Raw genomic sequence first — 12,493 nt, forward strand, 5'->3', positions numbered from 1 at the left:
GCCTGGGTTCAGGCCCGCCGCCTTGGCGTTTCACGCGGCCAGCAAGGCGTTGCGGGCGCTGCGGTATTCCACTTCCAGTTGATCCACCAGCGTGGCGATGGGCAGGATCTCTTGCGCCGCGCCCACGCCCTGGCCCGCGCTCCAGACGTCCTTCCAGGCTTTGGGCCGGGAATGCTTGTCCAGGTTGGCGGGCGGCGCATCGCCTTGCCTGGCCAGTGCCAGGGGATCCAGTCCCGCGGCCTGGATGCTGGCGGAAAGGTAGTTGGCCGGCACGCCCGAGAAGTACGGGGTGTAGGTCACGTCGGCCGCCTGCGCCTGCAACACCATTTCGCGATAGGCCTCGCCAGCCAGTGACTCCTGCGTGGCGATGAAGCGCGTGCCCATGTAGGCGAAGTCGCAACCCAGGACCTGGGCCGCCAGGATGTCCTTGCCGTGGCTGATGCAGCCCGACAGCGCCAGCGGGCCGTCATAGAACGCGCGGATCTCGTTGACCAGCGCAATGGGGTTGATCTGGCCCGCATGGCCGCCTGCGCCGGCGGCCACGAGGATCAGGCCGTCGACGCCCGCCTCCAGCGCACGCTTGGCGTGGCGTACGTTGGTGACGTCGTGGTAGACCAGCCCCCCGTAAGGGTGCACGGCCTGCACCACGGCTTCCGGCGCATGCAGCGACGTGATGATGAGGGGCACGCGCCGTTCGGCGCAGATGGCCAGGTCGCCCAGCCAGCGCGGATTGCTGGGATGGACGATCAGGTTCACGCCATACGGCGCGACGCGCGCGCCGGGGTCGGCCTGGCGCTTGGCGGCCAGGCCTTCCTCGATGCGGCTGATCCACTCGTGCAGTTGTTCCTGCGGACGGGCGTTCAGCGAGGGGAACGTGCCGATGATCCCCGCCGCGCATTGCGCCACGACCAGCTCCGGCCCAGAGACCAGGAACATGGGGGCGCCGATGATCGGCAAGCGGGTCTGGGCTTGTAGCGCAAGCGGAGGAGGCATCTGGGGCTCCGGGTGGGGTCAGTTCGCCTGGATGTTGGCGCTTTGGATGACGTCCGACCACAAGGCGTACTCGCGGTCGATACGGGATTGCAACGCCTTCGAATCGCCGGCGTTGATGGTGTAGCCGCCTTCGGTCATGGCCTGGCGGAAGGCGGGGTCTTTGGATACGTCGTCCAGCGCGCGGGTCAGGCGAGCCGAGACGGCCTCGGGCAGCTTCTTGGGGCCGACCAGCGCGTACCAACCCACCACTTCGTAGTCCTTCATGCCGGCTTCGATCATCGTCGGCACGTCGGGCAGTTCGGGGTTGCGGGTCTTGGACGTGACGGCCAGCGCGCGGGCCTTGCCGCTCTTGATGAAGGGGATGGCGGTGCTGGTGATGTCGAACATGAAAGTTACCTTGCCGCTGATCACATCCATCATGGCTGGCGAATTGCCGCGGTACGGCACGTGCAGCATCGACGCGTCGGCCTGCTTTTTCAGCAGCTCGGCCGACAGGTGGTTGGATGCGCCGATGCCAGCGGACCCGAACGACACGGCATCGGGATGCGCGCGCGCGTAGCCGACGAGTTCGCCCACGTTCTTGGCCGGAATCTGCGGGCCGATCAGCAGCACATTGGCGTAGTCGACCACCAGCCCGATCAGCGAGAAATCGCGGCGCGGGTCGAACAGCGTGCTGCGCTGGACCAGCGGCGACATGGTCAGGGTGGGGCTGGCGGCAAAACCCAGTATGTAGCCATCAGGTGGGGCCTTGGCAGTGGCATCGGACGCAATCATGCCGCTGGCGCCGGCGCGGTTTTCCACCACGACGGTCTGGCCCAGCTTGTCGCCCAGATATTTGGCGAAGACGCGGGCCGTGGTGTCGACGGGGCCGCCAGGGGCGTAGCCCACCAGCAGGCGGATGGGGCGTTCGGGGTAGCCGTCCGCCTGGGCGGACGTCGCCGTGGCAAGCGCCGCCACGGCGGTGGCCGCGGCGAAGAGGGTCTTGATGTTCACGCTGTTGTCTCCTTGTGTATAAGTGGCCGGTCGTGGAGCGGAACAGCGGGTCCGCGCCTACGCCAGCCTTTCTTTCAGCGGCTGCTTCAGGATTTTTCCGCTGACGGTCGTGGGAATGGTCTCGATGGGGATGATCCGTGCGGGCCGCTTGTAGGGCGCCAGTTGCGCGCGCAGATGCAGCATCAGCAGGTTGGTGTCGATCGTGGCGCCGGGCAGGGGTTCGACGAAGGCGATGACTTCCTCGTTCTGGTCGGCCGTGTTGCGTCCCACCACGGCGGATAGCCGCACGCCGGGGAACGCGTTGATCACCGATTCGACTTCGATGGGATACACGTTGAAGCCGGACCGGATGATCAGGTCCTTGGAGCGGCCGGCGATGAACAGCGCGCCGCTGTCGTCGACATAGCCGATGTCGCCCGTGTTGAGCCAGCCGCCGGGCAGAAGCGCCTGCGCCGTCTGTTCGGGGCTGCGGTAGTAGCCCAGCATGACGCCCGGGCCGCGGATCAGGATGTCGCCGCGTTCGCCGGGGGCGGGGGTGCCGCTGTCGGGGCTGCCAATGCGCATTTCCACGCCTTCCACCGCATAGCCCGCCGAGCAGTCTGCGCGCGGGGCGTCGATGCGTGTGATGAACATCGACCCCGCGTATTCGGTGATGCCGTAGCCATGGTGCATCGGCACCCCGAAATAGCGTTCGGCGTCGCGCTTGAGCGTGGGGTCGAGCGCCGCGCCGCCGGTGTACAGGTAGCGCAGCGCGGGCGCGCGCAGGTCGGCGCGCGGCGGCGCCACGGCCATCATGCGGCTGAACATGGTGGGCACGCCCTGCAGGATGCTGACGCCCGGGTGCGCCAGCGCCTTGAACGCGTCTTCGGCGTCGAAGCGGCTGCGCAGCACCAGGCTGGCGCCCGCATGCACGGTGGCCATCAGCACCGTGGCAATGCCGAAGATGTGCGACATGGGTAGCGCCGCATAGCCGATGTCGTGAGGCGTCAGCCGGCGGGACGCTGCGGATACGCGCGCAAAGTGCAGCAGGCCGCGATGCGGCACCATCACGCCCTTGGGTGCGCCCGTGGTGCCGGAGGTATAGATCACGGTGGCCATTTCGGCCGCCAGCTCACCGGCTTCCGCCTGGGTGGGCGTCGCGGCCCGCGCGGCCTGCACGCCGGGCCCCCAGACGGCAGGATCAGCGTCTTGCGCGCCGGCCGCCACGGCATGCGCGGCCGCCGCGGACGAGACGTCCGTGGTGTAGAGCAGCAGTTCGGGCTGCGCATGCTGGCGGATGTTGTCGACTTCGCGTGCGGACAGGCGGGCGTTCACGCCCACCGGCCACGCGCCCGCCAGGCCGCATCCGAACAGCGCGGCAATCACCGCCGTGCAGTTTTCCCCCACCATCAGCACCCGGTGGCCGGGTTGCACGCCCTGGTCGCGCAGCCAGCCGGCGACGGCCTGCACGCGTTGCCACAGTTGGGCGTAGGTCAGCGTGCCGCCGCCCTCTTCGTACAGGCAGATGGCGTCGGGCCGCTGTTGCGCCTGCAGCGCGACGACTTCGTGGATGCGGGTGATGGGTTCTGCGTGGGACATCGGTGTTGCCGTGGCGTTCAAAGGGTGGCCTGGGTGCCCAGGATTGCGGTGGATTGGCTGGACAGCGTGCCGCCGTTGCCATGCACCAGCGCCAGTTGCGCATCGGCGACCTGGCGTGCGCCGCCTTCGCCGCGCAGCTGCCGGACGGCTTCGATCATGATGAAGACGCCGTACATGCCGGGATGCACGCAGCACAGGCCACCGCCGTTGGTGTTTACCGGCAGCCTGCCGCCCGGCGCGATGGCCCCGTCCGCGATGAAGTCCTTGCTTTCGCCCTTGGCGCAGAAGCCCAGGTCTTCCAGGAAGAGCAGGGTGTTGATGGTGAAGGCGTCGTACAGTTCGACCACGTCGATGTCTTTCTGAGACACGCCCGCCATGTCGAAGGCGCGCTTGCCCGATTCGGCCGCGGCCGTCACGGTCAGGTCTTCCATGGACGAGATCTGCCGGTTCCAGACCGCGGTGGCGTTGCCCAGTACGTAGACGGGCGGGCGCGGCAGGTCGCGCGCACGGTCGGCGCGCACCAGCACGTAGGCGCCGGCGCCGTCCGTGACCAGGCAGCAATCGCGCACGCTCAACGGGTCCGACACCATGCGGGCCGACAGGATCTGGTCCAGCGTGGCGGGTTCGCGCAGTTGCGCCTCGGGATTCAACTGCGCCCACTGGTTGGCTGCCAGGGCCACTTGCGCCAGATGTTCGCGGCGCGTGCCGTACTGGTGCATGTGGCGCGCGGCGGCCAGCGCGTACGACGACAAGGGGCTGAGCGGATCGTAGGGTGTTTCGTAGGGCTGGGGGTCGAACTGCTTGCGGACCCGGCCGATTTCGGCCCGGCTCAGCGTGGACGTGCGTTGCGTGCTGCCGTAGCAGACCAGCACCGCGTTGCACTGGCCGGAGGCCAGCGCATGCAGGGCCGGCATCAAGTGGGCCACGAAGCTGGAGCCGCCCAGCATGGTGCTGTCGATGAAGGTCGGGCGGATGCCCAGGTGTTCGATCACCGGCATGGCCCACATCGGCGCGGCGACGCTGGCCGTGCAGATGCCGTCGATGTCGCGCATCGTCAAGCCGGCGTCGGCCACGGCGCGCTGCGCCGCCTGCACCAGGATTTCCATTTCGGTGTAGCCCGCGGCCTGTCCCAGGCCCGCGTGGCCCACCCCCGCCACGGCGACGGCGCCGCGCAGATCTTTCAGCGTCATGGCGCCTCCTTGTTGGGTACGAAGACCACGAGGCCGTGGCCGTCCTGCTGCGCCACCTGAGCGCGCACCGCCATGCCGATGTGCACGTCGGCGGGGGCGATGCCCTGCACGCGGCTCATCAGCCGGACGCCTTCCTGCAGGTCGACCAGCGCCACGTTGTAGTCGCCGCCCGCCTCGGGCTTGCGCCGAACCACGGTGGTGGAATAGACGGTGCCGCGGCCGTCAGGCTCGGCCCATGCCAGCTTGTCCGCCCCGCAGTGCGGGCAGATCATTCGGGGATAGAACACCGCGCGGTCGCAGCCGGCGCAATGCTGGATAAGAAAGCGGCCCTGGTCGAGCGCCTGGCGGTACTGCGCCTCGACGCCCTGCGACACGCCTTCCTGGTGATCGGGAACAGTCATGGTGCGATGGGATTCCAGTGGATGACGGCTGCTAGTGTCGGTACTGCCGCCGGGTTCGGCCATTCTTCATTGCTGAAGCAGGCCTTTTGCGGACCTGTAGTGGGGGGGGCGCCCTACATCCTGCGCGAAGCCGGTCTTCGGAAGAGGCAGATTGCCGGCCTGTCGGGGCCGTGGCTAGATACCGGGCAAAGGAGGTAGACCATGAACCTGACCTGGACGCGAGAAGAGCGCCAATTCCGCGACGAGGTGCGCGCATTCGCCGCCGCCAAGCTGCCGGACGACATCCGCGACAAGGTGTTGCGGCATCAACGGCTGGAACGCGAGGACTACGTGCGCTGGCACAACATCCTGGCCGACCACGGCTGGGGCGCGCCCAACTGGCCTGTGGAGCACGGCGGCACGGGCTGGAACGCGTTGCAACGCCTGATCTTCGAAGTGGAATGCTTCAAGGCGGGCGCGCCGCGCCTGCTGCCCTTCGGCCTGTCCATGATCGGGCCCGTACTGATGAAGTACGGCAGCGCCGAACAACAGGCGCGCCTCTTGCCGCGCATGCTGCGCGTGGAGGACTGGTGGTGCCAGGGCTATTCGGAGCCGGGCTCTGGTTCCGACCTTGCCTCGCTCAAGACCCGCGCGGTGCGTGACGGCGACGAATACATCGTCAACGGCCAGAAGACCTGGACCACGCTGGCGCAGTACGCCGACTGGATGTTCTGCCTGGTGCGCACCGACCCCGACGCGCGCGCGCAGCGCGGCATTTCGATGCTGCTGCTGGACATGCGCGCCCCGGGCGTGACGGTGCGCCCCATCCGCACGCTGGACGGCGGCCACGACGTGAACGAGGTCTGGCTGGAGAACGTGCGCGTACCGGTGTCCAACCTGGTGGGCGAAGAGAACCAGGGCTGGACCTACGCCAAGTACCTGCTGGGCCACGAGCGCACCGGCATTGCAGGACTGGGCCATTGCCATCGCGAACTGGGCATCTTGAAGCAGATGGCCGCGCGCGCGCAGTCGCACGGCAAGCCGCTGCTGGCCGACAGTCGCATCCGCGACCGTATTTCGCGGATCGAAGTCGACATCATGGCGCTGGAAATGCTGCTCCTGCGCGTGGCGTCCAGCAACGACGGCACGCCGGGCCCCGAGGCCTCGGTGCTGAAGATCCGCGGCTCCGAGATCCAGCAGGATCTGGCCATGCTGCAAATGGAAGTGGCCGGGCCGGACGCGTGGCCGTACGACCCCGACTGGCTGCAGGCCGGCGGCGATTCCCACGGCCCGGGCCCCGAGATGGCGGCGGCCGCAGGCGCGGGCTACGCCGACATGCGCAAGACCTCGATCTACGGCGGCACGACCGAAGTGCAGAAGGGCATCATCGCCCGCCTGGTGCTGGGCCTGTAGGCCCGCCCACGCGCAATCCGACAGGAAGACACGCATGGATTTCATCTACACCGAAGAACAGCGCATGCTGGCCGACAGCCTGCGCCGCCTGGTCGACCAGGCATGGACGTATTCCCAGCGCCGCGCCCGTCAGGCGGACGGCAAGCTGGACCCCAAGGCCTGGGGCGCGCTGGCCGAACTGGGCGTGCTGGGCCTGACCATCTCGCAGGACTTCGGCGGCTTTGGCGAAGTGCCTGCCAGCCTGCTGCCGGTGCATGTGGAACTGGGCCGCGGGCTGGTATCCGAACCGGTTATTCCCAGCGCCGTCATGGGCGCGGCGCTGCTGGACGCCTGCGGCGACGCCGTGCGCGGCCGCTGGCTGCCCGCCATCGCATCGGGCGAGGCGATCGTCAGCGTGGCCTACCAGGAACCCGGCCGCCGCTACGACACGAACCCGCAGGGCTGCCGCGCGGCCAAGACGGCAGAAGGCTGGCGCCTGGACGGCGTCAAGCATCTGGTGTGGCACGGCGCCGCGGCCTCGGCCTGGCTGGTCAGCGCGCAGGGCGCTGACGGGCAGACCCTGCTGCTGGCGGTGCCGGCCGACTCGGCGGGCGTGCGCGTGACCGATACGCCGACGCTGGACGGGGCGCGCTGCGCCCGGCTGGATTTCGACGCGGTGGGCCTGCCTGCCGACGCCTTGCTGGCCGAGGGGCCGGCGGCGGATGACGCACTGGCGCAGGCCTTGCAGTGGGGCACGGCGGCGCTGTGCGCGCATGCGGCAGGCGCCATGGACCGCTTGCTGGAGATCACGGTGGACTACCTGAAGACGCGCAAGCAATTCGGGCAGCCGCTGGCGTCCTTCCAGGCCTTGCAGCACCGGCTGGCCGAGATGTTGGTGGCCAAGGAACTGGCCCTGTCGATGGCCTATGTGGCGGTCGCGGCCTTGACCGAACCGGATGCCGCGCAGCGCCGCCGCATGATCGCGTCGGCCAAGCTGGAAGCCGCGCGCGCGGGTCGCCTGGTGGCGCAGATGGCCGTGCAGTTGCATGGCGGCATGGGCATGACGGACGAACTGGACGTGGGCGACTATTTCAAGCGCTTGACGGTAGTGGACCAGTTGCTGGGCGACACCGCCGAGCAACTGGCCGTGCTGGAGGAGCTGGCATGAGCGCGGCAACGTCACACACGGCCGAAGGCGGCGAGTACACCCAGATCCGCTTCACGTTGGACCACGGCGTGGGCGTCATCACGCTCAACCGCCCCGACCGGCTGAACAGCTTCACCGAAGTCATGCACGCCGAACTGGCGCGCGCGCTGGACGCCATGGAGGCCGATCCGGGCTTGCGCGGGCTGGTGATCACGGGGGCCGGCCGGGGCTTTTGCGCCGGCCAGGACTTAAGCGAACGCAAGCCTTCTGACGACGGCTCGCGCCGCGACCTGAGCCAGATTCTTGAGAAGTGCTACCGGCCGTTGATTACTCGCCTGCGCGCCTTGCCCGTGCCGGTGGTTTGCGTGATGAACGGCGTGGCGGCCGGTGCCGGGGCCAGCCTGGTGCTGGCGTGCGACGTGGTGTTCGCCGTGGAGTCCTCGCGCTTCATCCAGGCCTTCAGCAAGATCGGCCTGCTGCCCGATGCGGGCGGCACCTGGTTCTTGCCGCGGCTGGTGGGGTCGGCCCGCGCCATGGGGGCGGCGCTGTTCGGCGAAGCGGTCAGCGCCCGGCAGGCGGAATCGTGGGGCTTGATCTGGCGCGTGGTGCCCGACGACGCGCTGGCGGCCACGCTGGCGGACGTCACGGCGACCTTGGCAGCCGGGCCCACGCGGGCCTATGCGGCGACCAAGGCGGCGCTGCATGCGTCCAGCGGCAACACGCTGGCGCAGCAGTTCGACCTGGAATGCCGGTTTCAGCGCGAGCTGGGCTACACCGACGATTACCTGGAAGGCATGCGGGCATTCGCGGAAAAGCGTCCGCCGGCGTTCACCGGCACCTGAGGCGGCAGGTGGGGCTGGCTGCGGGCATCAAGGCGCCCGCGGCACCTGGATCTGTTCGATGAGCTCGCGGGCGCAGCCGGGCAGGGCGTCGATGTCGCGCACCAGGAGCTTGCGCTCCCGCACCACCCACGGTTCGTCCAGCTCCACCACGCGCAGCTTGGTGTCGGCGCCGTAGCGGCGGGCCGCGGAATCGGGGATGACGCCGATGCCGACGCCGGCCTGCACCATGCGGCAGATCGAATCGAAGCTGTAGAGCTGGATGCGTTGCGGCAGGCGCTGGCCGACGCGCTCCAGCTGGTCGCGCAGGAAGGCAACCAGCGTGGAGCCTTCGTGCATGGTGATGAACGGATAGCGCACGGCGTCCACCAGCTTGACCTTTTCCTGGTCCTGCAGCGGATGCCCGTTGGGCACGACCAGTACCAGCCGGTCGGTGCTGAAGTGGATCGTCTGCAATTCGGGCGCGTCCACGGGGCCCGCCACGATGCCCAGGTCGGTCGTGCCGTCCAGCACGCCGCGCACGATGTCGCGCGTCAGGCGTTCTTGCAGGTCGACCGTGACGCCCGGGTGGCCCGAGAGAAACTGCGCCAGGATGTCCGGCATGAATTCGGTGACCGCCGTGGTGTTGGCGAAGATGCGGATGTGGCCGGCGTCGCCGTCGGATTGTTCCTGGAAGTCGTGTTTCAGGTGGTCCACCTGCCGCATGATGACGCGGGCGTGCTGCAGCAGCTTCTGGCCGGCAGGCGTGATTTCCACGCCGCGGCTGTCGCGGTACAGCAATCGGGTGTTCAGCTGGTTTTCCAGCGCTTTGATCCGCACGCTGACGGCGGCCAGGGACAAATGCGCCCGTTTGGCCGCCTGGGTCAGGCTGGGGGATTCCGCGATGTGGATGAACAGGCGTAGGTCGGCAAGGTCGAAGTGCATGGGGCATATATTACGGCGCGCGGCGCCGGGGCTGGGCATGGGCGGTCGATTCAGGCGCCGCAAACCCCGCCTTGAAGAAAAACGAATTCACAACGGGGACAGCTTGCGGGCATGCTTCAACTTGAAAAAACCCCACCAAAGGATATCGGCATGACTTCTACAGATCCGGCAGGATGGATCGGCAGCGGCGAACGCAAGGCGGACGCGATGGATCCCGGCCACGCGGCGCGCATCGCAGCCACCCTGGGCGGCGCCGCGCCGGCCCAGGGCGAGGCCCTGCCGCCCCTGTGGCAATGGGCGTTCTTCATCAGCACGGTGGGTATGGACGGATTGGGGACGGATGGCCATCCCTCGCGCGGCGGTTTCCTGCCGCCGGCCCAGGACCGCAACCGCATGTGGGCGGGCGGCCGGGTGGAATTCCGCCAGCCGCTGAAGGTGGGCGTGCCCGCAGAACGCGTATCCACGGTGGCCGACGTCAAGGAAAAGACGGGCCGCACCGGGGCGCTGCTGTTCGTGACCGTGCGCCACGAATACCACCAGGCGGGCGAGATCGTCATCCTGGAAGAGCAGGACATCGTCTACCGGCAGCCGTCGCCGCCCAAGCTTGCGGGCAGCGAACCCGCGCCCCAGGCGCAATGGCGCGATACGGTCAATCCGACGTCCGTGCTGCTGTTCCGCTATTCGGCGGTGACCTTCAACGGCCATCGCATCCATTACGACCATCCCTACGTGACCGGCACCGAGGGCTATCCCGGCCTGGTGGTGCACGGTCCGCTGATTGCCACCGAGATGGTGGCCGCCTTTACCCGTGCCCATCCCAAGGCGCGCCTGACCCATCTGTCGTACCGCGGCCTGCGTCCGCTGATTTCGCCCGCGCCCTTCCAGGTGGCCGGCCGCTTGACCGAGCCGGGCGTGGCCCAGCTTTGGGCCGAGCAGGACGGCACGCTGGCCCACCAAGCTGAACTGAGGTTTACCGAATGAGCACGCAGGCAACCCGCCCCTTGGACGGCATTACCGTCGTCAGCCTTGAACACGCCATCGCCGCGCCGTTCTGCACCCGCCAACTGGCCGACATGGGGGCGCGCGTCATCAAGATCGAACGTCCCGGCAGCGGCGATTTCGCCCGCGGCTACGACGAGCGCGTGCGCGGCCTGTCCTCGCATTTCGTCTGGACCAACCGCTCCAAGGAAAGCCTGACGCTGGACCTGAAGCGCGACGAAGCGGGCGGCATCATGGACCGCCTGCTGGAATCGGCCGACGTGCTGGTGCAGAACCTGGCGCCTGGCGCCGCGGCGCGGCTGGGGCTGTCGTTCGATGCCCTGCACAAGAAGTACCCGCGCCTGATCGTGTGCGACATCTCGGGCTATGGCGAAGGCGGTCCTTATCAGGACAAGAAAGCCTACGACCTGTTGATCCAAAGCGAAAGCGGCTTCCTGTCGGTCACGGGCACCAAGGACGATCCGGTCAAGGCCGGGTGTTCGATCGCCGACATCGCGGCGGGCATGTACGCCTATTCGGCCATTCTGAACGCCTTGCTGCTGCGCCAGCGGACCGGGCTGGGCAGCCGCCTGGACGTGTCCATGCTGGAAAGCATGGTCGAATGGATGGGCTTTCCCATGTATTACGCGTTCGAAGGCGCCGCGCCGCCCGTGCGCGCCGGCGCCTCCCACGCGTCGATTTACCCCTACGGGCCGTTCCCGGTGGGTGACGGGTCCACCATCATGCTGGGCTTGCAGAACGAGCGCGAATGGCGCGTGTTCTGCGCCCAGGTGCTGCGCCAGGCAGACCTGGCCGAAGACCCGCGCTTCCTGTCGAATTCGCAGCGCACCGCCAACCGCGACGCCTTGCGCGACCTGATCGTGGCGGCCTTTGCCGACCTGTCCATCGCGCAGGTCACCCAGCGGCTGGAAGACGCGCAGATCGCCAACGCCCGAGTGAACGACATGGCCGGCGTCTGGGCGCACCCGCAACTGCAGGCACGCGCCCGCTGGAGCCAGGTGGACAGCCCGGCCGGCACGCTGCCGGCGCTGCTGCCGCCGGCCAGCAGCAATGCCTTCGCACCGCGCATGGCCGCGGTGCCCTCCGTGGGCCAAAACACCGATGCGGTGCTAGCATCGTTGGGATACGCGCCGGATCAAGTGGCGCAGTTCCATGCCTCGGAGGTCGTGTGACGCATCCCGTCGTTCGTAGCGCCCTGTTCGTGCCGGCCTCGCGCGCCGAGCGCATCCCCAAAGCGCTGGCCGCCGGCGCCGACGCCGTCATCGTCGATCTGGAAGACGCCGTTGAGCATCTGGCCAAAGCGTCTGCCCGCGAAGCCCTCTGCGACTTCCTGGGGACGCATCGCCAGACGCGGCTGTGGGTGCGCATCAACGACGCGTCCACGTCCTGGCACGACGACGACCTGAAAGCCTGCCGGGGCCAACCGGGCGTGGCGGGCATCCTGCTGCCCAAGGCCGAAAGCCTGGCGCAGGTGCGGCACGTGGCGCAGACGGGCTTGCCCGTCATCCCCATCATCGAAACGGCACGCGGTCTGTTGAACGCGGCCGAGGTCGCTGCCACCCCCGGGGTGGCGCGGCTGGCCTTCGGCAGCCTGGACTATGGGCTGGACATGGGCCTGACGCCCGACACCCCCGGCGCGGAAACGGTGCTGGACCACGCGCGGGTGCAGGTGCTGCTGCACACCCGTTCTGCCGGGCTGGCGCCGGCGCTGGACGGCGTCCATGCCGGCGTGCAGGACCAGGCGGGGCTGGCGCTTGCGGCGGGCCGCGCCCAGCAGATGGGGTTCGGCGGCATGCTGTGTATCCATCCCACGCAGGTGCCGGTGATTCACGCGGCCTTCGTGCCGGCGCAGGAAGAACTTGCGTGGGCGCGGCGCGTCGTAGCCGCGCACCGCGAGACGGCGTCGGGCACCTTCATGCTGGACGGCAGGATGGTCGATGCGCCCGTCATCGCGCGCGCACGCCTGGTGCTGGCGCAAGCCGGGGAGCAGGCCGGCGCTTAGCCGGGGCGGATCTCGCCTATCCTCGGGGTTCCCTTCCATTTTTCACAGGCTGCGCC

12 protein-coding genes are annotated in these 12,493 nt (G+C 68.6%); 6 read left to right on the top strand and 6 right to left on the bottom strand.

The annotated features are described in order from the left end of the window. Window positions 1-30: 30 nt before the first annotated feature. The 5 genes from CEY09_RS04135 to CEY09_RS04155 are packed head-to-tail and all read right to left on the bottom strand — an operon-like array spanning window position 31 to window position 5,155. The gene (locus tag CEY09_RS04135; RefSeq protein WP_088587690.1) at window positions 31-993 is read right to left on the bottom strand and encodes an NAD(P)H-dependent flavin oxidoreductase; all 963 of its coding nucleotides are present in this window, start codon (window positions 991-993) and stop codon (window positions 31-33) included. Between the two features lie 18 nt (window positions 994-1,011). After that, window positions 1,012-1,986, bottom strand: coding sequence for a Bug family tripartite tricarboxylate transporter substrate binding protein (locus tag CEY09_RS04140; protein ID WP_088587691.1), 975 nt, complete (start codon window positions 1,984-1,986; stop codon window positions 1,012-1,014). A 57-nt stretch (window positions 1,987-2,043) separates the two neighbouring features. After that, window positions 2,044-3,564 (bottom strand): class I adenylate-forming enzyme family protein, encoded by a 1,521-nt coding sequence (locus CEY09_RS04145; RefSeq protein WP_088587692.1) that lies wholly within the window; start codon window positions 3,562-3,564, stop codon window positions 2,044-2,046. Between the two features lie 17 nt (window positions 3,565-3,581). Next, entirely contained in the window at window positions 3,582-4,754 is a 1,173-nt protein-coding gene (locus tag CEY09_RS04150) for a thiolase (RefSeq protein ID WP_006226351.1), read from the bottom strand. Beyond that, complete coding sequence (locus tag CEY09_RS04155; RefSeq protein ID WP_035213797.1) at window positions 4,751-5,155, bottom strand: Zn-ribbon domain-containing OB-fold protein; 405 nt, start codon at window positions 5,153-5,155, stop codon at window positions 4,751-4,753. The genes CEY09_RS04150 and CEY09_RS04155 overlap by 4 nt, the downstream gene beginning before the upstream one ends. A 201-nt stretch (window positions 5,156-5,356) precedes the next feature. Here CEY09_RS04155 and CEY09_RS04160 point away from each other — a divergent pair, with 201 nt between their 5' ends. Genes CEY09_RS04160 through paaG form a run of 3 tightly spaced genes read left to right on the top strand, consistent with a single transcriptional unit; the run spans window position 5,357 to window position 8,515 of the window. Beyond that, on the top strand, window positions 5,357-6,547 hold the full coding sequence (locus CEY09_RS04160; protein ID WP_088587693.1) for an acyl-CoA dehydrogenase family protein: 1,191 nt from the start codon (window positions 5,357-5,359) through the stop codon (window positions 6,545-6,547). A 34-nt stretch (window positions 6,548-6,581) separates the two neighbouring features. Beyond that, window positions 6,582-7,694 (top strand): acyl-CoA dehydrogenase family protein, encoded by a 1,113-nt coding sequence (locus CEY09_RS04165; RefSeq protein WP_088587694.1) that lies wholly within the window; start codon window positions 6,582-6,584, stop codon window positions 7,692-7,694. Continuing rightward, window positions 7,691-8,515 (top strand): 2-(1,2-epoxy-1,2-dihydrophenyl)acetyl-CoA isomerase PaaG, encoded by an 825-nt coding sequence (paaG, locus tag CEY09_RS04170; protein WP_088587695.1) that lies wholly within the window; start codon window positions 7,691-7,693, stop codon window positions 8,513-8,515. The genes CEY09_RS04165 and paaG overlap by 4 nt, the downstream gene beginning before the upstream one ends. A 27-nt stretch (window positions 8,516-8,542) precedes the next feature. Here the strand turns inward: paaG and CEY09_RS04175 are convergent, their stop codons facing one another. Further along, a complete protein-coding gene (locus tag CEY09_RS04175; protein WP_006226357.1) occupies window positions 8,543-9,436 on the bottom strand; it encodes a LysR family transcriptional regulator in 894 nt (297 codons plus the stop codon). 150 nt (window positions 9,437-9,586) lie between these two features. Between CEY09_RS04175 and CEY09_RS04180 the strand changes: the two genes are divergently transcribed. The 3 genes from CEY09_RS04180 to CEY09_RS04190 are packed head-to-tail and all read left to right on the top strand — an operon-like array spanning window position 9,587 to window position 12,437. Continuing rightward, entirely contained in the window at window positions 9,587-10,417 is an 831-nt protein-coding gene (locus CEY09_RS04180; RefSeq protein WP_006226359.1) for an HTD2 family dehydratase, read from the top strand. Then, window positions 10,414-11,607 carry a CaiB/BaiF CoA transferase family protein gene (locus CEY09_RS04185; protein ID WP_088587696.1) on the top strand — a complete coding sequence of 398 codons (1,194 nt, stop codon included), beginning with the start codon at window positions 10,414-10,416 and terminating at the stop codon, window positions 11,605-11,607. Before CEY09_RS04180 ends, CEY09_RS04185 begins: the two co-directional genes overlap by 4 nt. Further along, window positions 11,604-12,437: an HpcH/HpaI aldolase/citrate lyase family protein gene (locus tag CEY09_RS04190; RefSeq protein WP_006226361.1), complete on the top strand. Its 834-nt coding sequence runs from the start codon at window positions 11,604-11,606 to the stop codon at window positions 12,435-12,437. Before CEY09_RS04185 ends, CEY09_RS04190 begins: the two co-directional genes overlap by 4 nt. The last annotated feature ends 56 nt before the right edge of the window (window positions 12,438-12,493 follow it).

Source organism: Achromobacter marplatensis, from assembly GCF_002209535.1.
In the GTDB taxonomy this organism is placed as follows: Bacteria; Pseudomonadota; Gammaproteobacteria; order Burkholderiales; family Burkholderiaceae_B; genus Achromobacter; species Achromobacter marplatensis.

Bases quoted from the DNA above. Each gene is read 5' to 3' on its own strand.
- CEY09_RS04150 (WP_006226351.1), bottom strand. From the start codon at position 4,754: ATGACGCTGAAAGATCTGCGCGGCGCCGTCGCCGTGGCGGGGGTGGGC.
- CEY09_RS04175 (WP_006226357.1), bottom strand. From the start codon at position 9,436: ATGCACTTCGACCTTGCCGACCTACGCCTGTTCATCCACATCGCGGAA.
- paaG (WP_088587695.1), top strand. From the start codon at position 7,691: ATGAGCGCGGCAACGTCACACACGGCCGAAGGCGGCGAGTACACCCAG.
- CEY09_RS04155 (WP_035213797.1), bottom strand. From the start codon at position 5,155: ATGACTGTTCCCGATCACCAGGAAGGCGTGTCGCAGGGCGTCGAGGCG.
- CEY09_RS04160 (WP_088587693.1), top strand. From the start codon at position 5,357: ATGAACCTGACCTGGACGCGAGAAGAGCGCCAATTCCGCGACGAGGTG.
- CEY09_RS04185 (WP_088587696.1), top strand. From the start codon at position 10,414: ATGAGCACGCAGGCAACCCGCCCCTTGGACGGCATTACCGTCGTCAGC.
- CEY09_RS04145 (WP_088587692.1), bottom strand. From the start codon at position 3,564: ATGTCCCACGCAGAACCCATCACCCGCATCCACGAAGTCGTCGCGCTG.
- CEY09_RS04180 (WP_006226359.1), top strand. From the start codon at position 9,587: ATGACTTCTACAGATCCGGCAGGATGGATCGGCAGCGGCGAACGCAAG.
- CEY09_RS04165 (WP_088587694.1), top strand. From the start codon at position 6,582: ATGGATTTCATCTACACCGAAGAACAGCGCATGCTGGCCGACAGCCTG.
- CEY09_RS04135 (WP_088587690.1), bottom strand. From the start codon at position 993: ATGCCTCCTCCGCTTGCGCTACAAGCCCAGACCCGCTTGCCGATCATC.